Source organism: Crateriforma conspicua (assembly GCF_007752935.1).
GTDB classification, from domain to species: Bacteria; Planctomycetota; Planctomycetia; order Pirellulales; family Pirellulaceae; genus Crateriforma; species Crateriforma conspicua.
The window spans coordinates 2,178,245-2,198,169 of record NZ_CP036319.1; the positions used below are offsets into that span (position 1 = coordinate 2,178,245).

Annotated in this window: 17 protein-coding genes; 9 read left to right on the top strand and 8 right to left on the bottom strand. The window is 55.1% G+C overall.

What is annotated here, in order from left to right:
• Positions 1–41: 41 nt before the first annotated feature.
• From Mal65_RS08455 to Mal65_RS08465, 3 genes are all read right to left on the bottom strand, one after another.
• Positions 42–800, bottom strand: a complete 759-nt coding sequence (locus Mal65_RS08455; protein WP_145295956.1) for an ATP-binding protein — start codon at positions 798–800, stop codon at positions 42–44.
• 33 nt (positions 801–833) lie between these two features.
• A complete protein-coding gene (locus Mal65_RS08460) occupies positions 834–1,073 on the bottom strand; it encodes a hypothetical protein (RefSeq protein ID WP_145295959.1) in 240 nt (79 codons plus the stop codon).
• Between the two features lie 111 nt (positions 1,074–1,184).
• Complete coding sequence (locus tag Mal65_RS08465; protein ID WP_165701155.1) at positions 1,185–1,841, bottom strand: RNA polymerase sigma factor; 657 nt, start codon at positions 1,839–1,841, stop codon at positions 1,185–1,187.
• A 332-nt stretch (positions 1,842–2,173) separates the two neighbouring features.
• Here Mal65_RS08465 and Mal65_RS08470 point away from each other — a divergent pair, with 332 nt between their 5' ends.
• The 7 genes from Mal65_RS08470 to Mal65_RS08500 all read left to right on the top strand — a co-directional run bounded on the left by Mal65_RS08470 (position 2,174) and on the right by Mal65_RS08500 (position 8,387).
• Positions 2,174–2,698, top strand: a complete 525-nt coding sequence (locus tag Mal65_RS08470; protein WP_145295964.1) for a hypothetical protein — start codon at positions 2,174–2,176, stop codon at positions 2,696–2,698.
• A 111-nt stretch (positions 2,699–2,809) separates the two neighbouring features.
• Positions 2,810–3,478 carry a transcriptional repressor LexA gene (gene lexA / locus Mal65_RS08475; protein ID WP_145295966.1) on the top strand — a complete coding sequence of 223 codons (669 nt, stop codon included), beginning with the start codon at positions 2,810–2,812 and terminating at the stop codon, positions 3,476–3,478.
• Positions 3,479–3,484: 6 nt separating this feature from the next.
• Entirely contained in the window at positions 3,485–4,666 is a 1,182-nt protein-coding gene (locus Mal65_RS08480) for a hypothetical protein (protein ID WP_145295971.1), read from the top strand.
• Positions 4,635–5,576: a hypothetical protein gene (locus Mal65_RS08485; RefSeq protein WP_145295975.1), complete on the top strand. Its 942-nt coding sequence runs from the start codon at positions 4,635–4,637 to the stop codon at positions 5,574–5,576. Before Mal65_RS08480 ends, Mal65_RS08485 begins: the two co-directional genes overlap by 32 nt.
• A 359-nt stretch (positions 5,577–5,935) precedes the next feature.
• Positions 5,936–6,436, top strand: a complete 501-nt coding sequence (locus Mal65_RS08490) for a DUF2924 domain-containing protein (protein WP_145295978.1) — start codon at positions 5,936–5,938, stop codon at positions 6,434–6,436.
• Positions 6,433–7,971 carry a recombinase family protein gene (locus tag Mal65_RS08495; protein ID WP_145295981.1) on the top strand — a complete coding sequence of 513 codons (1,539 nt, stop codon included), beginning with the start codon at positions 6,433–6,435 and terminating at the stop codon, positions 7,969–7,971. The genes Mal65_RS08490 and Mal65_RS08495 overlap by 4 nt, the downstream gene beginning before the upstream one ends.
• Positions 7,968–8,387: a ParB/RepB/Spo0J family partition protein gene (locus Mal65_RS08500; protein WP_145295984.1), complete on the top strand. Its 420-nt coding sequence runs from the start codon at positions 7,968–7,970 to the stop codon at positions 8,385–8,387. The genes Mal65_RS08495 and Mal65_RS08500 overlap by 4 nt, the downstream gene beginning before the upstream one ends.
• Here the strand turns inward: Mal65_RS08500 and Mal65_RS08505 are convergent.
• Positions 8,384–9,892 carry an alpha/beta hydrolase gene (locus tag Mal65_RS08505; RefSeq protein WP_145295987.1) on the bottom strand — a complete coding sequence of 503 codons (1,509 nt, stop codon included), beginning with the start codon at positions 9,890–9,892 and terminating at the stop codon, positions 8,384–8,386. The two genes, Mal65_RS08500 and Mal65_RS08505, sit on opposite strands and share 4 nt — an antisense overlap.
• Before the next feature lie 102 nt (positions 9,893–9,994).
• Between Mal65_RS08505 and Mal65_RS08510 the strand changes: the two genes are divergently transcribed.
• Together Mal65_RS08510 and Mal65_RS08515 are read left to right on the top strand one after the other, a co-directional pair.
• A complete protein-coding gene (locus Mal65_RS08510) occupies positions 9,995–11,557 on the top strand; it encodes a hypothetical protein (protein ID WP_145295990.1) in 1,563 nt (520 codons plus the stop codon).
• The gene (locus Mal65_RS08515) at positions 11,550–11,765 is read left to right on the top strand and encodes a hypothetical protein (protein ID WP_145295993.1); all 216 of its coding nucleotides are present in this window, start codon (positions 11,550–11,552) and stop codon (positions 11,763–11,765) included. The genes Mal65_RS08510 and Mal65_RS08515 overlap by 8 nt, the downstream gene beginning before the upstream one ends.
• A 104-nt stretch (positions 11,766–11,869) precedes the next feature.
• On the opposite strand, the gene Mal65_RS08520 is transcribed toward Mal65_RS08515, so the two are convergent.
• The 4 genes from Mal65_RS08520 to Mal65_RS08535 all read right to left on the bottom strand — a co-directional run bounded on the left by Mal65_RS08520 (position 11,870) and on the right by Mal65_RS08535 (position 19,860).
• Positions 11,870–15,115, bottom strand: a complete 3,246-nt coding sequence (locus tag Mal65_RS08520; protein WP_145295996.1) for a type I restriction endonuclease subunit R — start codon at positions 15,113–15,115, stop codon at positions 11,870–11,872.
• Positions 15,108–16,427 (bottom strand): restriction endonuclease subunit S, encoded by a 1,320-nt coding sequence (locus tag Mal65_RS08525; protein ID WP_145295999.1) that lies wholly within the window; start codon positions 16,425–16,427, stop codon positions 15,108–15,110. The genes Mal65_RS08520 and Mal65_RS08525 overlap by 8 nt, the downstream gene beginning before the upstream one ends.
• The gene (locus Mal65_RS08530; RefSeq protein WP_145296002.1) at positions 16,424–18,538 is read right to left on the bottom strand and encodes an N-6 DNA methylase; all 2,115 of its coding nucleotides are present in this window, start codon (positions 18,536–18,538) and stop codon (positions 16,424–16,426) included. Before Mal65_RS08530 ends, Mal65_RS08525 begins: the two co-directional genes overlap by 4 nt.
• 113 nt (positions 18,539–18,651) lie before the next feature.
• Positions 18,652–19,860 carry a hypothetical protein gene (locus Mal65_RS08535; RefSeq protein WP_145296005.1) on the bottom strand — a complete coding sequence of 403 codons (1,209 nt, stop codon included), beginning with the start codon at positions 19,858–19,860 and terminating at the stop codon, positions 18,652–18,654.
• Positions 19,861–19,925 lie beyond the last annotated feature (65 nt).

The following is a 19,925-nucleotide window of genomic DNA, read 5'->3' on the forward strand; positions in this document are numbered from 1 at the left end:
TGGTTCCTTGGGAAAGTGGAAAGGGTTGGTGAATCGGTCGATCAGTTCTTGGTCATGGCACCGACGAACGCCGGCCACGAGAGCGGCAACTCGGTGTCGATGCCGTAGCGATTCTTGGCGACGCACGACGGTGATCCATAGGCACGGACAATACGTTCGCCGCCGTCTTTGCCGACCGCGTGAGCGATCGTGCGTTTACGGTTGAACCCGCCGTCTTCGGTTTGCGTTCGCATCTTGCGGGTGGCGAACAGCACCGCATCGCACCACTCTTTGATGAGTGCCGCGGCGTGTTTGTGCAGTCGCGGCGAATAGCGGTCGTAGGGCGAGCTTTCCGGATCTTCGAAACGCTCGACCTTTGAGTGAGCGATCAGCACGACCACCATGCCACGGGAACGCAGCACGCTAAGCACATCGAGAACGTCCCGCCACAGCGATAAGGCGTGCATGTAGCCGCGGGCGTATCCGCCGTCGACCTTTTCGATTGACTCGACTCCGTACTGCTGGCAGAGCTTGTCCCAAACCAAACGTTCGAGCCAATCGAGTGAGTCGACTACGACGCTTTGATAGTCGTGCTTTTCATCACGCAGCGTTTTCAGTGCCGCCATGACGTCATCAAACGTGCCGGCCAGCGGAAAACGATCGCAGTCGATCTCGTCGAGACCGTCTTCGGTCTGAATGAAGATCGGCTTGGGTGCTTGGCTGCCGAATGTCGACTTGCCAATGCCCTCGACGCCATAGAGCAGCACGCGAGGTGGCTTCGATTGCCGGCCGGATTGGATGGATTGAAGTAACGTGGTCACTGGTTGGTTGACTCCTTGACGGGTGGTGGTTGGTTAAAGGGATTCGATCGGTTCAACGTCAAAGTTGCCGTCTCGATCGCTGGTCACGAGGTAGTGCTTGAAGTCCACCTGAACGATGAAGCGTTGACTCGGTCCGAGTCGTTTGCGGAGCGACTTACACGCTCCGGTGAATTCGCGAGACGCTTCGTTGAAGCGATCCGCCGATCGCAGGTAGCGTCCGACGGCGAGCGAGAGTCCGACGCGGCGTTCGATATCGAGGGCAAGATTGGGCATGACAGTCCGGGTTGGGGTTGCGGGAAGTCAGCAAGCGGATCGACGCTCGCCGGCTACCTGTAGACCTACCGGAACAAATGCCCAAATCACGAAACCCGGCGAGAAATAATTTCAGGCGAGGTAATCACGCAGTCCCGCGTCCTCGAAGACTTGCGTCAGCTTTTCCAGCCGCGACACGACCGTCGAACGCGGCAAATCCAAGATCTCGGCGACGTCCGTCACGTTGTGTTCACGAAGCAGGATCAGAAATTCCCGCTCGTCAGCGGGCAGTTCAGCGAGCACCGACGCCAGGTCATCGCGCAGGTTCGTTGCATCAATCGAATCACGCTTTTCGGTTTGCAGCCGGCGTGACTTGTCGTCTTGATTCAGCAGGTCCACCATCGCTCGCGGACCGACTTCGCCATCGTTGATCCGCTGATCGAGCGAAACGCCATCGGCGGTGTAGCGGACCTTGGCCCTGCGGTGTTCGAGCATCGTGGCGGTGTGCCGGTCAACGATGCTGACGATGTAGGGATTGCGATGGCCGACCTCGTCGTCGTGGTGCTTCATCGCGTCGGTCAATCGAATCAGGAATTCCTGCGTCAGATCATCAACGGTGTCGCCGACGAACTCGGCGAGGCGAAGCAACTGTGTGACTCGCCGGTGAATGATTTTGCGGGTGAAGCAATCGGCGATCAACTCGGCCACGATGCGGTCGGCCTCGGTCGTTCCTTCGCCGGGGGCAACCAGATCGATGGACGAAAAATAGGGTTTGGAAGAAAGGGTCACGTGCGAACTCCGTCGGCAAGTGGGTGATTGGCTTGGCCGCGTCACGGCAGCGGCCACACCCACCGGCGAAGTTGCACGAAATCGCACTCCGGCTTTTGTGAAACCGTTTTGACCCCGCAAAACACAGGGAGAAAACGTTGCAGAAAAAGTTGTTGCAGTTGCACGAAATCGCACTAACTGCAACTGCAACACTCACGCGTCCCACGTGCGAGGGGATCTGCCGACTAGAAATTCCTAAACTTTCTTTGGTCGCTTGGACCAAACGTGTCAAAGCCACCGGTCACGCTGAACGGCGAATGCTGTTTCCAAACCCTTCTCACCGGAGATCCGAAATGGACGTGATTCCGTTCCACCGCCCGCTGACCGACGAAGAGTTCGCCCAGGAAGAAAAGGCCGATGCTCTGCAAACCGAGATGCTCGATCGGTTAGCGAAATTTCTGCTCAACCCCGAACTGGACCGATGCGACATCGCCGACGGCATCCTCGCCGACGCCGAATTGATCCAGTTCCTCGGCCAATTCGAAAACGTGATGCTCGAATGTCATGCTCCCCGCGGAGCGAGTTGGGCTGAGATCCAGCAGGACCTTTCCTACAGTTCGATCACAACCGAGTCCGGCATCCCACGCGATCCACTTGTCCTGCCGTTGTTGCTGGGATGCATCATGGACGAGGACGACCGCGTCTGGCGCCAGGGATCACCGCAAGAATTCATCCGCGCGCACGAGGATGTTCAAACATCGAACTTACGTGGCCGGCCAATGTTCTATGCTGGCGTGAACGGGTCGATGTCCAGTGAGTTTGTCAGCGCCAAAGAAAATTTTTCAGACGGTTATTTACAGTGCTTTCAGCTTTGCTAGCAAATTTTGACTAGACCGGGCAATCTGCATGACTAGATTTAAGCAAGCACGAAACGAAGTCTATCAGCGCTAATTCGATCCGCCCAAAGTCAACGTCATGGAAGTCCGATCATGAAGCCATCGAAGTCACGCCGGGAGCCGCCCAGACGCGGACGACCACGCCAAACCGAAATCACCGAAGGCCAATCGCGGGCACTCGACGAACTGTCCGCCGCGATCGATCGCCACGGCATTGCGCCGACGATGACCGAACTCGGTGACCGGCTTGGCATCAGCGCCGCCAGCGCCCACCAACTGGTCTTGCAACTTGAACGCAAGGGTTACGTCGCACGGCAACCGCGGAAGGCGCGAAGCCTTCGCGTCCTGCGACGTCCGAGCCAATCGATCGAGTCAATGACCGGTGTGAAGTTGGTTGGCGTGGTCAAAGCTGGTCCGGCGATGTTGGCCGAAGAGAACTGTCTTGGCGAAGTCATGGTTGCGTCATCGCTGGTCGGCCGCAGCCCATGCTTTGCCCTGACGATCAGCGGCGACAGCATGAAGGACGCTGACATGCGTGACGGTGACGTCGTGATCGTTCGCCGGCAACCGATCGCCGAAAACGGTGAGATCATTGTTGCGTTGATCGATGACGAAGCCACCGTCAAGCGTTTGGAAGCCAACGACGGAGAGGTTCGGTTGCTGCCGGAAAACCGCCGGTACAAACCGATCGAGGTTCAGCCTGATAGCGACTTTCGTGTGCTTGGAAAAGTCATCGGTGTTTCTCGGAAGTCTGAAAGTTAAGAGTTCATGTCCCAACCTGTTGCCATCTCAACCGTTTTTCGAACCGTTCCCAATGTCTTGCTTCGTCGTTGGTTCGACGACCACGTTCCCGGACAATTCCCAATCAAGTGGGATGATCTGGGCGAACGCGAAGTCGAACCGATGATGTCCTTTCACAACGAGTTGCCACCGAGCAAGCGTGACGAAATGGACATTGATCTGCAAACCGTCCGTGCGTTCGCCAGCGAAGCCGGCATGCGAGCGTTCATGGACGCTGCAGAATTACATGACGTAAACGACCTGATGCAACGCATCCCCGATGACCTCGACCTGAACGGTCGAGCGATGTGGGTGCGTGTCAATGAACCAGAGATCTTTAAATCGTCGTTGCTATTCCTGCGTCTGGACGAGGCCCAGTGGTGGCGGTGCCGAAACGATGTTCCCCAGAACATGCGAATCGCTAAAGACGTCAAGGAAAGACTTCAAGACGCGATCTCCGACCTACTTCGCGAAGACGGTCGCGGCCAGCAAACGACCGTCCAGATCGTCAAACGCGGCGATTGCACCTACTTCGATTGCAACCCGGACGACTACGTTCGCAGTGAGAACACGCACGATGAAAGTGGCAACTTGATGTCCATCCCACTGCGTCCGACGACACAAGTTCTCGTGAAATACGACGCAGGCGTCGGCCAATTGCAAATTTCGACGAAGATCAAACAGCCACGCAAATCCCAGATCGAACAGGTCGTCGCCAAGGTCGCGCTGGGCTGGGATCTTGGGCCGTACAGCGATGAGCCGGCGTATGAATTGGACCATCTCAAACTCCCAACGTTCAATCTCGAAACGGATCCGTCCGACAACATCCACGCCCGAATCGAATCAATCGGATTGTTAAACACGATCACGCATCGCAAATCGACCGCCAGCGTCCGGCGGAACGACTCCGATGATTCGATCTACCGAGCGATCGAGGAAGAACTCGGCCGGGAACCCAGTTCTTTGCACCAACTGCAGGTGACGTATGTGGAGATCAAGTTTCAGTTCCCCGGCACCCGCTATCACCGCGCCGGTCGAACGACCATCCGCATCACGCCGCGTTCGTGCAACTTGAACCGATTGACATCCGATCGTGCCGAGATCGTTCAAAAGCATCTCAAGTTGTGGAACATCGACAATGCGTCGATCGATCAATCCGGTCTGGGCTAGGTGGGAATCCGCTTCGGCCACCTTCACCCGCCATGAAGTTGAAACCCGCTGGAAAACGCAACTCGCTTTTCTGCGTCCTGCCGGCTTGCTCGTTCCGACCTTGCCCGCAGCGGAATGGTGGTGTGATGATTGTGGCGAACACCACTCGGTCCAGTACCACGACTTTCCCGCGGGTAAGCAAGCGATCGTGATCTGCAACGCCGGATCGATTCGTTTGTCTGTGGACCAAGTCGATCGTTTCGCTTTGGACACCGAATCCATGCTGCGATGGCTGTTCGCAGATTCACGCGTCGCGGTCGAATCAATCATCGCAAATCACCTGTGGAAGATCGGTCGGTATACGCTTCGTGGCCGCAGTCGTGAATTGCTGTTTGTACGCGGTGCCGGCCCATCGCATGTCAATGTGATCCGCGAAAGATTGGTCACTCATCCGAAAGCGATCTTGTTTACGCCGACCACCGGGTCCGCCGACCATTGGCGGACAATCGTTCGGTGCAGCGTGTTCGCCTTGGAACAAGTCGCCGTTTTGAACAAGTCGAATCCCATCATCGATTGGGACGGGATTGAAGACGCAATTACGGTTCGCGGAAGTGATGCCGATACATCGACAAAACCCCGTCGCAAGCGTGGAACCCGAACCGCCAAGATCGAACGCCTGCGAGACGAACTCAAACGGCATCTCGCGGCCGCGGCCGACCACGCAATCGCCGCCGCCGAAACCGAAGCCGGCATTACACTGCTTCCACGACCATCGAAAACGCAGCTCGCCAAACTCACTGGCATGACCAAACCCGACGTCACGCGCTGCTTCGCCGATCCCACAGCTACCGAATTGAACCTGCTCTGGGACACCGCCGATGACCTCGAAGCCATCCTTCGTCTCCGCGGCCGATCGCAGCTCGCAAAATAATTCTCATCGCCTTTCGTGATTTCGACGTTTCTTCCGGTAGGTCTACAGGTGAGAGCGGTTGTCGTTAACCGCTCAGTCTTGTTCCACGACCAAAAGAGTCTCCCGAGTTGCGATCACTCCAAAGGCCAACAACACTTGACGTTTCCCGCCGAAACAACGTCGTTCGAATCCTCGCCGAAGCCATCGTCGACCAACTGTCCCGCCCAGCTGCCGGCACAACCGAGCCACGGGAAAATAACTTCGGTGAAAGTTCGCACGACTCCGAGCATGATCGCTTGAGTGTGTCGGCGACGGACCGCTCTCTGTGACCACGCGGTAAACGGACCGCGAGAACCACTTCTTCAACACAGAGAGAACCCATGCCCCTGAACATCGACAAAGAGGTCGCCGCGATGAAGCGGATGACCGTCGGCGAATTGCAGTCGAAGTACGCCGAGGTCTACGGCGAATCCACCAACGGTCGACACAAACAATGGTTGATCAAACGCATCGCTTGGCGGATGCAAGCCAACGAATACGGCGGCCTATCCGACCGTGCACTCACCCGTGCCCGCGAAATCGCCAATACGTCTGATTTGCGAACGACCCCGCCCGGCGAAGATGCAGCACCCCCAGCCAAACGCATTCCCGGCCGAGCACAACTGCACCCGCCGGCAGGCGACGACCGTTTGCCGGCAGTCGGACTCACGATCGAACGTGTCTACAAAGGCGTTACCTACGAGGTCATCGTCCGCGAAGGCGGCTTTGAATTTGAAGGCGAGTTCTACAAATCGCTGACCGCCATCGCCGGCGTCATCACGGGATCCCATTGGAACGGATACCGCTTCTTCAAACTCGATCGTAAGGAGACGAGCCGATGATCCGCGAAGCCAATGCAAACGACAAGGTCGTGCGGTGTGCGATCTACACCCGCAAGAGCACCGAAGACGGGCTAGAACAAGAGTTCAATTCACTCGACGCACAACGCGACGCAGGCGAAGCATTCATTGCTAGCCAACGGCACGAAAGCTGGGAGTGTTTGCCGACCAAATACGACGACGGCGGCTATACCGGCGGCAACCTTGATCGACCGGCGATGCAACGACTGATGGCGGACATTGATGCTGGCAAGATCGACTGTGTCGTCGTCTACAAAGTCGACCGACTCAGCCGATCGCTGATGGACTTCTCCCGAGTCATGGAAAAGTTCGATAACAAAGGTGTCGCATTTGTCTCGGTCACTCAGCAGTTCAACACTGCGAGTTCCATGGGCCGGCTGATTCTGAACGTGCTGCTATCGTTCGCTCAGTTTGAACGCGAAATGATCTCGGAGCGAACACGCGACAAGATTGCCGCCGCGAGACGACGCGGTAAGTGGTCCGGTGGCATGCCGCTCTTGGGATACAACGTGATCGACACCAAGTTAGTCGTCATCCCCGAAGAAGCCGAGCGAGTTCGCCAGATATTCTCGCTCTATCTCGAACACGGATCGTTGCTCGACACCGCAAAGGCGATAAACGAACGGGGCTGGAGGACCAAACAGTGGACCACCAAAAAGGGAACGCAGCGTGGCGGCAAACTCTTCGACAAGACCAATGTTCACACGCTGTTGATCAACCCGACCTACATCGGCAAAGTCCGCTACCGCGACGAGGTCCACGAGGGCGAGCATCAGGCGATCGTCGACACCAGCCTTTTCACTTCCGTTCAAAAGCGATTGAAACGTAATGGTCGCGGAGGTCACGAAAAGGCCCGCAACCAGCATGCCGCGTTGCTGCGAAGCGTTCTCCGGTGCAAACAATGCGACCGCGCCATGGTCCACAACAGCAGCACGAAGCGGAACCGTCGCTACCGCTATTACGTGTGTGGTGGTGCCCAGAAACGTGGCCACGCATCTTGCCCCACGCCATCGATCCCGGCCGACCAGATCGAATCCTTCGTCATCGGCGAGATCAAAGCGATCGCAGCCGATCATGAATTGATCGCGGACATCCACGACCAGACTCAGTTCAAAACGAAAGAAAAGCTCGATGCTCTCGTCCGCGAGCGTGAATCGCTCATCGAGTTTTTGCGATCCTATCACGGCCAACTGAACCATCTGGCAATCACCAGCGGTCCTATGGAGTTGGTCGCCGACCTGCAAACACGCATCACCCAATCGGAGCGAAGGCACGCTGAATTGAACGAGCAAATCGAATCGCTCGAAGCCAATGCCCCACGTCGCGTCGATATCGTCGATTCGCTCAACCGCTTCGACGAACTTTGGGCGTCAATGAAGCCCCGCGATCGCAACGACCTCGTTGCGACGCTCGTTGACCGAGTTGACTACGACGGCGTCGCAGGGACCGTCGACATCCACTTTCACACCACAGGCATCACCACGCTAGGCCAAACCAACCCGGAGCCCTCATCGTGAAACCACAAGTCGAACCCGACACAACCCCGGTAACGCGACCTTTCACCGTCACCCGCCGCTGCGCCGGCCGCCAAAACGTAACGCCCGGCACGCCGCCACCGTCGCCCCCACCGGGCCGCCTTCCGCGAGTCACCAAACTCCTGGCCCTCGCCATCCACTTCGACGAACTCATCCGCACCGGCGCGGTTACCTCCCAAGCCGAACTAGCCCGTCTCGGTCAAGTCAGCCGCCCCCGTCTGACGCAAATCATGAACCTGCTGCATCTTTCGCCGGACATCCAGGAGGAGATCCTCCACCACTGCAAAATCATTACCGGCCGCGACCCAATCACCGAACGAGAATTGCGAGTCGTAGCTCTTCTGCCGTCGTGGGAGAAGCAAAGGACGCAGTTCAGTCGTCTGACAACACATCTCTAATGTGACCGTGGGCCGCTCAAACGCCAGTGCCGCATTGTTTCATCAACCCGATGCAACGACCGCCCCGATTGTCCGTCGGGATCCGCGTTCGTCTCTATCAGCGACGAAAGATCTTCTAGCATGGGAATCAGCTTGGCAAAGTAAGTGTGCCCAAACAAAGCCAGATTGAACGGCACCTCGATCGTGTCGATTCCATCCAAGCTCATCACCGGCGGAAGCACGCCCGCTCGCGGCCAACGATTCAGCAATCGAGATAGCCCGAGAGCGAAGTCAGTCCGATTGGCGTAGAGCGTTGCTCTTTGACAAAAGTCCTCGATATTCTCGGTGTCGTTTTTGAAGACCGTTTGAAAAACATCAGGCGCTGCAAAAACCACTTGACCAATCTTGAGCGACTCCGAAGAGTTGACGGCTTCAAAAACTTCTTTCCATGAAAGCGATAATGCGCGATTGCCCATACTATGAGCGATGACGTGAAGTGTGCCTTCCAAACCACCTATGTGCTCGGCCAGCGACGCCAGTGCCTTACGGCTGGCCAAGATTGCATCTCCATCGGAGTTGTAACGGGAAACAAATGGCAGCAACTTACGGCTTGGCCAGCTGAACGCGATTGTAGCTCCGTTGATGCCAAGGTCGAATCCTACCTGGGCAGCACGCAGAATCGCATCTTGAAACGAATTGTTGAATCCGTGAATAAAAAGCAGGTGATTGGTGGTTGTCGATTGTTGAATCTGTCCACAAATATCGCCAACAAGATCCTGGATTAATTGGGTGTTGCGAATTTGCAGCGTCTCGCCCGACAGCCAGCGATCCGGTCGATACCAGGGTGACTTTTGCTCACCACGTCGATGCGTTTTAGGAATCCAAACCTCACACTTCCCAAATTTTACCTGGTTCGATGGCGCACTCTCGGGACGCTCGAACACATGCTCGCCGTCTTGGTAAAGCTGACGATTCGACCCAAACCAAACAGGAAAGAGAGTTCCGTCTGCCTCTTCATCGTCCTGACCCGATCGGTAATCCATCGAGGCTGGTACGTTCTCGACCCCACCAACCGACGCCGCCGTATGTCCCTCTTCTGCGATTCGCACATCGACGACTGTGACCAAGTTATCGTCAAGCACGTTGTTCGCGGCGTCAGGACTAGACAAACCGCCGACCATCGAGATCGTGATGTCCCAGGGAGCGACTCGAAACAAATCGTGATGCGAAGCGGGAACTGTATTCTGAACTGCAATCGTTAGCCTCGCCGGAAGCGCGTCAACAATCACGCGGCAGGCTTCTTCGCCAATCGTCAACTTGACCATCTCCGCCCACAAGGCAATCAAGTGCTCCGGGGTTTCGGCATTGTCGTCAAAAGCCTCTGTTCGCTCGAGCAACGCGGTCAATCGCGGCTTGATCGTATTCCACTCGACCTTGTGAGTAGCCTCTGTTAGACCGTTGCGAAAAAGAGAAAATCGCACCAGCCCTTTCCAGTACGCAAACGAGAGTTCAAAATCAGCAAACATAATGCGGCCTGACAAAAATGACGAGTGACGTGCTGAAGCACGTGGAGCGTCGGTTGACAGTCAAGCGGTCGCTAACCCACCGACGCGGAAAACACGGAAAGTATGGCAAACCTCCCCGCTTACGAGAATGTCCAGTTCTCGGTAATACAGATTGACACAACGACCGGAGAGCGAAAAGATGAAGCTTGGCTGCAAGTCCAAGCCGCCACATCTGACATGCTGACTCCCTGGGGAGTCGAGCAGCTACGAGCAGGCCTAGATCCTCACGTCAAAACCGTCCTTGTAGAGACGCCATACGTCTGTGAGGACTTCCGCAGTTTGCACCAAAATTTTTACGGGCGAAAGTTTCGCGAGCGACCGAGCAAGTGTTGCCGGCTGCACTTCTTCAATGAGCACCTGTCCGAAAGCGAAGTCGTGTTCGCGTTCCCCCGCGAACACTACATCGGTTTTTCAGTGGTCGAGCCACTGATGGTTCGTTGTATCGGCCGAACGGTCATTCGCCCTGAAATGATTGGCCTCGGCCCAGAACATTTTCATCTGCTTGGGACTCGATTTCGCAATCGCGTTGGCGGAACACTCTACGAATGCAACGGATTCCCTTACCGAAGTCAAAGCAACGAGGCGACGGTCTGTGCTCACGTCACGATGTGGGCGGTGTGCCGCTACCTATCGCATAAATTCGATCGTTACCGGAAGCATCTTCCGTATGAATTGATCGAGATGGCTGGCCGTCGCAATGGCCGGATCATTCCGCATCGTGGACTAAACTACGCCGACTATGCAGAGATGCTTGATCGTTTCGGTTGCCATCCGATCATTGTCACCAACCATGGGCTCGGGTCGCAGATCTTCGCCTCCAAAGAAGACGGCATTCAAGACCAGCAGGCCTTCAACGACTTCCTAAAAATCTTGTATTGCTACATCGAGTCCGGCTTCCCGCTTATTGCCTCGTTCAGTGAGCACGTTGTCAGTATCGTCGGGCATGCGTCTCTCGACCAAGATGTCACCCGGGAACGGGTTAGCAAGTTGAACGGGCCAATTCATGCTGCCGAACTCGTAGATGAATACGTCGTCATGGACGATGCCTACTTCCCATATCAGTTGATGCCGCGCACGAAAACGCAACAGCAGAACTATCGACGGGCCCTGGACGAAGTACGCCGCATCGTCGTTCCGCTGCCCGACGAAGCATATCTACGCCCGACAGACGTTGACAATTACGTCCTGGACTTTCTGGAAGACAAGGTCTTCGAGCCGATGGTGACCGAAACGCTCCAAGATCTAGAATTAAACGAACCCATCGTGTACCGGCCGCTTCTTGCCACTGGCGTATCGTTCAAACAGTTCAAACAGCGTGAACTGGCGGATAAGCCAACCGACCTGGCGATCCGGATGCAACTGGCGTTGTCACTGCCCCGATTCGTCTGGTGTGTCGAGATGTCGACCCCCAGCCTGCGAACAAAAGATGAGGCGTTTGGGGAGATTTTGCTGGACGCGACTGCGGGCGAAAGCGATTTGGAGCCAATTTTTATTCGAATTGGCTCGAAGATTGCCCGATCCACCATCACGGGCGAAGATACCCGGCTAGACTATTTTGATCGAAATCCCTACAGTTCCTTTGCTCAATACCGCCACAATCTCGGAGCATCACCCCGCCATGCCTGACTCAATTGAACAGCAAAAGCCGATTCAATGGATGAGCATGGACGAGGTAGAGAGTCGATTGGAACGTAAAGACGCGACTGCCTTGGAGCAAGCCGTCAAGCGAGTCCGCGACGAAGTCGCTCCCAAGATCATCCGCCACCGGAATGAGGAAGCGGCTGATTTTGCCGATGCTCAACACCAGATCGTCGGCTACGAACCGACTCGCTAACCGAACCGCCGCAATTCAGGCTGTTCGCAGAGCGTTCGTTCAGGACGTGTCGCCGGCTTGATGGTCTTACCGACGCACTCATCGCCGGGATTCCTCAAGGTAAATTACGCAGCGAACTTCACGCCGCTGAGGGCGTAGTCCAGGATCGCGTCAAAAACGTCGTCGCGTTTGCGTTGGAACAGTTGTTTGTCGTAGGAATCAGGAAGATTGACGTCCAGCACTTCCTCCAAAGCATCCCGAACGACCTTCCGAGTCTGCGCGTCTTTGAACCAATCCTCGACTAGGACTCGCGGGTGCTCTTCCAACACGCGTCGCAGCAACGCGCGAGCGGCCAGCTTCACCTTTTGCGATTCGGCTTCGGTCATCTTGTCTTTTCTTAGCAGATCGAAGATTTCCAATTCGTCCTCCGACAAACCCTCCCGGACATGACGTTCATCCTCGGACTTCATCTCCTCGGCAAAATTGACCAGTTCATCGAAATAGTTCTCGTTCGACGATCCACCGCTGTTGTACTTATCGACGATCGCCTGCAAACGCACCGCGAAGTCACGACGGGTCAGATTCTGCTTCATCATCTCATCAAGCTTCTTCTTGATGAATGCCAGCAGGTCGGCAATCTCGATGTTCTTGTGCTCTACCGCCTTAAACTCATGCTTCAAATGCTCAAAGTTCGTCTTGCTCAAGTCCCAGACACGCCCCGACTGAAGCACATACTTCGTCTCTTGCACTTCCTTGACGGCGTTTCCGGTCGAATCGTCAACGACCAAGCTTTCATCAAGCAACTCCGTGATGCGTCGCTGAACGTCGCTCACGTCCTGCCCTTCGATCAGTGCGTCGACAACACCTCGAAGATACTGGAACACAGCCACCCGACGAACAATCGGATCACCGAAGATCTCCGGCTTGCAGGCATCATAAAGCGACGACACCGTGTTTTCGTACACGTAGAACGACTTCCGCATCTGCTCGTCGCCCAGCAAGACGTCGGCGTAGTCGCCAAAGATCGATACGGATTTGAAGATCTGTCCCGCGTTCTTCGACAATCCCTCCAACGGCATCCCATGGCTCTCGCAGAACTTCGTCGCCTCGTCTATCGCTTGGCCGAGCAAATCGAAGAGAACGCCTTTGTCCTGAACCGGCATGTCACCCGCGTCGCTGCCCTCACCGTAATCGCGAAGCGCCTTTTGCAGGTTCCGAAACACGTTGTAATAGTCGATGATCTCGCCGTGCGTTTTCTGCACACCATCGATCTGGTGTGACGTGACACGGTTGGCCCTCGCGATCGTTTGCATCAACGTGTGCCCCCGCATCGGTTTGTCCAAGTACAACGTCGACACCGTCGGAGCGTCAAAACCGGTCAACCACATCGCGCACACAAACACCAACTGCAACGGGTGATCGGGGTCTTTGAAGTTGTACTCGACATCGTGCCCCTCTTTATCGACCGATTCCATTCGCTGTCGGTGCGGCTTGATGTCCAAGCCACGATCGGCGAACTTTTTCTCCTCGTCCGCGTCCTCGCTGATCACCACCGCCATCTCGACACGCTTCATCCACTCGAGTTGTCGCTTCAGGCGATCTTTCGCCGGCCCCGTAGCTGACCGAATCTCGCCCCGCAGCGATTTCAGCTTCTCCTTCCAGTGATGCTGGACCTTGTCGTACATCGTCACCGCGGTGAACTTGTCCAGCGTGATCACCATCGCCTTGCCCAGATAACCACGCTGGGGAAAGTGATCGACGATATCTTCGGCAATCGTGTCCAAACGATCGTCTCGCCAGATCACCTTGTCTTCCTTCGCGAAGCGGTTCTCCAGCTTTTCCCGCTGCAATTCGTCGATGTCTTCTTCGTCAAAGATCGCGATCAAGTCTTCCGTCAGATCCTCGTTCTGAATCAGCACCTCGGGCACACGCTTCTGGTGAAACAGCGGCACCGTCGATTCGTCGTCGATCGCCTGTTTGAAGTTGTATTCCGAAACGTAATCGCCGAACCACTGATTCGTTTTGCGATCACGACCCAGCAGCGGCGTGCCGGTGAAAGCCAAGAACTGGGCGTTCTTCAAGCCCGCACGCATGTTCTGGGCCAGATCCTCGTACTGCGTCCGGTGCGCCTCGTCGACCATCACGATGATTTCCTTACGAGGCGACAACAGCGGGTACTCTTTGCCCTTGTCGTAGCGGAACTTTTGGATCAGCGTGAAAACCATCCGTTTGTTGCTGCCCAGAAACTCACGCATCTGGTCGCTGTTGCGAGGCTGGCAAGCCTCGTTGTCGCGAACCGTTTCGGTGTTCAAGAAGTTGCGATAGATCTGGTCATCCAAGTCCTTGCGGTCGGTCACGACGACGAAGGTGAAATTGCCAGTCGCTTTGCGAAAGATCTTGCGAACATAAAAGATCATCGAAAAGCTCTTGCCTGACCCTTGGGTGTGCCAGAACACGCCCAGCTTGCCCGGTGTCTCGTCGCGACGCTCAAAACGCTCGTAGGCGTTGTTCACACCGATGAACTGGTGGTTTTGAGCGAGGATCTTTTGGTTCTCGTTGTAGAACAGCGTGAAATTCTCGACGTAATCGAGCAATCGTGGCGGCGAGAGCAAGCCTTCGATCACCCGTGGCAGGCTGTCCGTGTCGGCTTTGATCTTCTGGCGATCAAGCTTCTCTTTCTCGTCATCGACCCGCAGCCAATTGAAAAAGTACTCCCAAGTCGCCGTCATGCTGCCGACGCGAGTTTCGATCGCGTTGGAAAGCACGCAGATCGCGTTGGCATGGAACAGTTGCGGGATGTCGGCTTTGTAGTCCGTCAGATTTTTGTCGAACGCGTCGCGAACATTCACGTTGCTGTTCTTCAGTTCGATGAAGACCAATGGAATGCCGTTGACGAACAACAACACATCGGGCCGCCGAAACCGTCCCGCCGGCCCGATACCTTTGATCCATAGCTGAGTCACTGCCAGGAACGTATTTTGCTCGGCGGCGTCAAAGTCGATAAACCGGACCCGTGCGTGTTGCTTGCGTCCCCGATCGTCGTCGTACTCGACCGGTGCCCCATCACGGATCAGTGCCGTCACTTCCCGATTGGCCGCGACCATCGACATACTCGACCGGCGAGCGGTCAATTGTTCGATCGCATCTTCGACGGCTGACTCGGGCACTTCGTTAAGTCGTAAAATCGCTTCACGAACCCGATCGACCAAGATCACATCCCGTTTATCGGTGCGTCCGGATTTGTCATTGAGATTTTCCGGGTCGGTCGTATGGCAATTCAAGGTGTCGAAGACATACGAGTCACCCCAGCGAGCCTTCATCTCGCCAATGATCTCACGTTCGATGTCATCTTCGGAGAGAAAGCTAGGCATGAACCGGTTCCTCGCTAGCTTCCTCCGCCGCATCGTCCGTCATGCTCGGCGGCAATTGGATGTCGAGTTCATCGACGGGGAGTTTGCCGGAGATGAGGCGGGCCAGCAATGAATTGCGTTTCCTTTCCAGTAGAGAACTCTGCCGCGAGAGCGAGACGATGGACAAGAAAAAAGGCGAAACCGCTTTTACAAACTGCTTGCGAACACCATTTGGCGGCGTTTTTACCAGAAACGATGAAAAGCACTTTTCATGAACGCGTTGCCTCCCCGAGGCTCCGACCATGCTCTGCTCAGCGTGTGTGCGAAATACGTCCGAACAAGTCACAAAGAACAAGTGCTCTTTGCAGATTTCTTTTTCCCGCATTACGATGAATTCAGTTGACCCGACTCCAATCCTCCCCTCAGCAAGACACGTGACGAAGCCGCGTTTTCCATTCTCGACTGACGGGGTAATGCGAGGAAAAAGAACATCGCCATTTCGGAATCGAGATCCAGATGGATGCAATCGTTTCTCGTCGCAATGAAAATAAAACGAATTGCAACTCAGCTTGTCCATTGCGACAAATGTGTATTCTTCTCCATGCACGACATGTTCGGTTGGCTTGATGCTGACGACTGCATCAAAGGGTTTAACCTCCCACCCCTCCGGGACTCCTTTTTCAAACTTGGCGTTTTGGTGTCCTGGGAATCTCATTCGGACGAACCATTCGCGGTAGATTTCCTCGGCCATGTTCTCGAGGATCGCGATGCGACGCCGGTTGTTTTCAATCAAGTCGTCGTAAGCCGACAACACACCGGCAATCTTCCGTTGGATTTCGAGCGGTGGGCAGGGAAACGAGATTCGCTTCACAATGTCTTGATTTAGCGAACTCATCGTCGCGCCAAATGAACACAAAGCTTGCATCCAGTCTTGGTGTCCCTGAGTCCTGAAATAGTACGACAAATACTTTGGAATCACTCGTTTGCTGTCGACGCGCAAACGGAGACAGTCCGATCCTTGAATCCATCCATCGGAGTCGCGGTTGATCAACGCGTGGCGTTCAACGGCTCCTTTTCGACCAAAGACAATATCGCCTTCTCGGAGATGATGTGCTCGTAACGCGTAGGCTTTTGCTTCGTTTACATATTCTAGGTCTGCGTCGCGAATTTTGCCGAACCCAACGTTGCGGACGTTAATGACTGGCGTACCAGTTTCGACGTATTCACTGGCCTTTAACTGAGTTCCAAACGGCCCGGTTTGAACGCCAGCCTCGCCAGCTTCAATCAATTCGGCGACTGTTAATCGTGGAATCGGAAGTACGTCGATCGTCATACGCCATCCTCAGTTAGCAACCTAACGTTATCGCCGATCACGGAAGCCAGCGTTGATGCCTCGTCGTTCATGCTTTCAAATTCAAGCTGCATCGTCGAAAGATCTTCGATGAACTCCTCTTCCGTCTTGCCATCCTCTTCGATCACGACGCCGACGTAGCGGCCAGGGTTGAGCGAGTAGTCTTGTTCTTCCAAGTCGGCTTGCGTGGCCAGTTTGCACAACCCGGTGACGTCTTCGTACTTGGCCGATGGAAACCGTTCTTGCAGCCAGTGGATGTGCGTGAAATAGCTTTCCGCGTTCTTGATCTCGGTGTGCAAGACTTCCAAGCGACGCTTGATCTCTTTCGTTTCGCGATCGACGCCTGATCGCTTGCCTTCGGCCTTGGCTTCGTCCGCCTTGTACTTTTGGTGCTGGCGAACGACACGGTCAAGTCGCTTGAGTCCGGCGTGCAACGCTTCAAAGAACGGGTCGAGTGATTCGCGAAGTTTGTGCTGAGCCTTGTTATGTTTGTCGACGACGCCCTCGTCGCCGTGCTTTTCCAAATACTTGTCGTATTGCTTTTGATACTTGCCCAGACCCTTCCACGCGGCGAGCAACTCCGCCACCGCAGATTCCGCTTCGGCGACAATCTCTGGCGTGCTGTCGAGCACCTCAACGACTTGCTCCGCGATCGGTTGAACGCGTGTCGCGGTTTCGGCGAGTTGCTCGAATCCGCTGGCAAAGTAACCGTCCACCAGCCGCGTAAAACTCTCTCGTTGGCCTTTTCGCAAGTGCGAGATGACCGCGATGTTGGCGATTTGTTCTTCGGAGAACTCGCGATGGGCGCGGTCGATCTGCGTGAAGATGTTGCGAGCGTCAATGAACAGGATGCGGTCGTCGTCCTTCGCTTTGTCAAAGAACCACAACGTCGCCGGCAGCGTGACGGTGTAGAACATGTTCGACGGCAAGGTCAGCATGCCGTAGATCAGATTCTTTTCGATCAGCGTTTTGCGAATCTCGGCTTCGCTGTGCCGAGCGTCCGACGCACTGTTGGCCATGACCAGGGCCGCCCGCCCCGTTTCATTGAGCGACGTCGCAAACAGGTTGATCCAGAGGTAGTTGGCGTTGGGGACGGTCTCCTTGCCCTCGTCAGCCTTCTTCGACTTGGTTTTCTTCTGCGGAATGCCATGATCGCTAAACCGGCGATCGTCGCGAACGCGGCTCAGGTTGACGTCGTCGACATTAAATGGCGGATTGGCGAGGACGAAGTCGAACTTGCCATAGCTGTCGACCAAATCGTCGTAGTAGCTGTTGCCTTGCTTGATCTCGCCCCGCAACCCGTTGACGGCCAAGTTCATCTTGGCCAGGTTCACCGTTTCACCTGTCTTCTCTTGACCGTAGACGTAGATGTCATCGGCGGACGCTTTCTTGCCTTTCCCTTTGGTGCTCGCCAACGCTTCTCGGTGCTTCTTCACGAACTGGACCGAGTGAACGAACATGCCACCGCTGCCGCACGCCGGGTCAAACACTTTACCGCCGTGGGGCTGGATGATTTCGACCATCACCCGCACGACGCTCTTGGGCGTGAAGAACTCCCCACCACCCTGGCCCTCGGCCAACGCAAAGTTGCCCAGAAAGTATTCGTAAATCTGACCAAAGACGTCGCCTTCGGCATCAGCTGGAATATCGGCAAACGTTTTCAGCAATGACTTCAACAGCGACGACGAATTGTCCGGCATCAGCTCGAAGTAGTCGTCCTTGGGAAGCGTGTCTTCGAGTTCCGGTTTATGCTGCTCTATCGCCACCATCGCTTGCTTGATCTTGTTGGCGATGTTCTCCTTTTCGGGCAGTTCCAGCAGGTACTCGTACCGAGCCTCGTCGGGCAGGTAGAACCCACACTTGGCGATCGCAATCTCGGAAATCGGTTTCTCTCGGCGCGTGCCCGATAGCTTTTCAAACTCCGCGTTAATCTCGGCCTCGTGCCCACGATAGATATTGTCGGCAAAGCGAAGGAAGATCAGCCCCAGAATCGGCGTCGAATACTGGTTCGCCTTCAACCCCGAGTTCGCCCGCAGATTATCCGCCGCACTCCAAAGCTGCTTTTCCAGTTGTTTCAATTGTTCGCGGTTCAAGCGTCTTGCTCTTGGAATTTGATGTGTTTGAAAAGCGATTAAGAAGTCGCTCGAGTCGCTATCCAGCGAAAGGACAATTGTAGCTGGCCCATCATCTAGCGTTAATCAGGGGGTTAGGAGATCGTGATCGTTGGAGACGTGGAAGAATCGTCAACATGGATTGTCTCGGGCTCGTGACGCCGCAGCGGGCTGGCGCTGCTAAAGGTCGAACCACCGACAAGCATCAGTGGATACCATTGATGCTCCAAGACGGAACTCGGAATACCATCTTTCCACCAACTGCGAGTCACCGGTGATTCGCTGGAGGTGCGCGGCACACCATCGTGCGCGACGTAATTGTTGAGCATAAACCGGTAATCAACCGAGGCTTCGAGCAACGGACGGGTAACAAAAATGTCCACGACGCAACCGGCAATATCTTTCAATGCAAATGGTCCTACCGATGCATCAAAAAGATTGACGCTCCATGAATTCGAGAAGAACTTAACTTGCTCAGGGTGGTGAGATTGGCCAGATCCGACGTGTTTGCTTGGGTCACTCCACATCCACGCCTTCCCAACTGTCTTAATTCGACTTTCAGATCGACAATAAAGAAACAGCGAATCCCTTCGTGGACGGATACCAGAAATCGAGATCAGCACCGCCATGTCGTCTTGTATCGGTATCGGTTTGTCTCCAAGCGAGAACGAGACGGACACATGATTGAATGGAAGAACCGATGAGGAAAAAAACTCGATGCGATCAAGACGAGACTCGATAGAACGCTGCTGATTGATAATAAGTTGCTCCAATTGCCCACCGAAGCGGGCAAAAAACGCTGCTTGTTCTGCCTCCGATAGCGAAAGCTTCAAGTACTGATAACGGAGCCCCAGGCCTTCGGGACTATCCAGAACTTGCCGGATTCGTTCACGCCAAAATACATCGACATGAGTCACCCCTTTTTTGAATGCCGCATCCCGTAGCTTTTCAATCTCAGCGGGCGTCAGATCGACATTCGTAAAGAACACAAACGATCGAAGATCTGGTTCTGCCTGTAGAGCGCTTTTAAGATCGTCGTGGAACTTGTTGGTTGCTTCTCGCTTGTTCTTCGCAGAGTCTTCAACCGAGTTTTGAAAACCAATCCCTCCGAGACACCGGGTCTCGCCACGAAAGATGGCTTCAATGTCACGCCCACCGTCCGGCCCGCCTTCAGGACGGCGCGGTGTCACCGCGGAGTACTGTCGATCTAACGACAAAATTGCGAGACACATACGCTCTCGTCCGGGTTGATCACCGTTAAGCCGTGATCGCAATCGTTCATCTGTGTCGCGGTGGTCAGTCATTTTCGTTCACGTAAAGAGACTAGGTCATTTTGATCAATCGTCGGCTTTGATTGCGACCGCGTTAA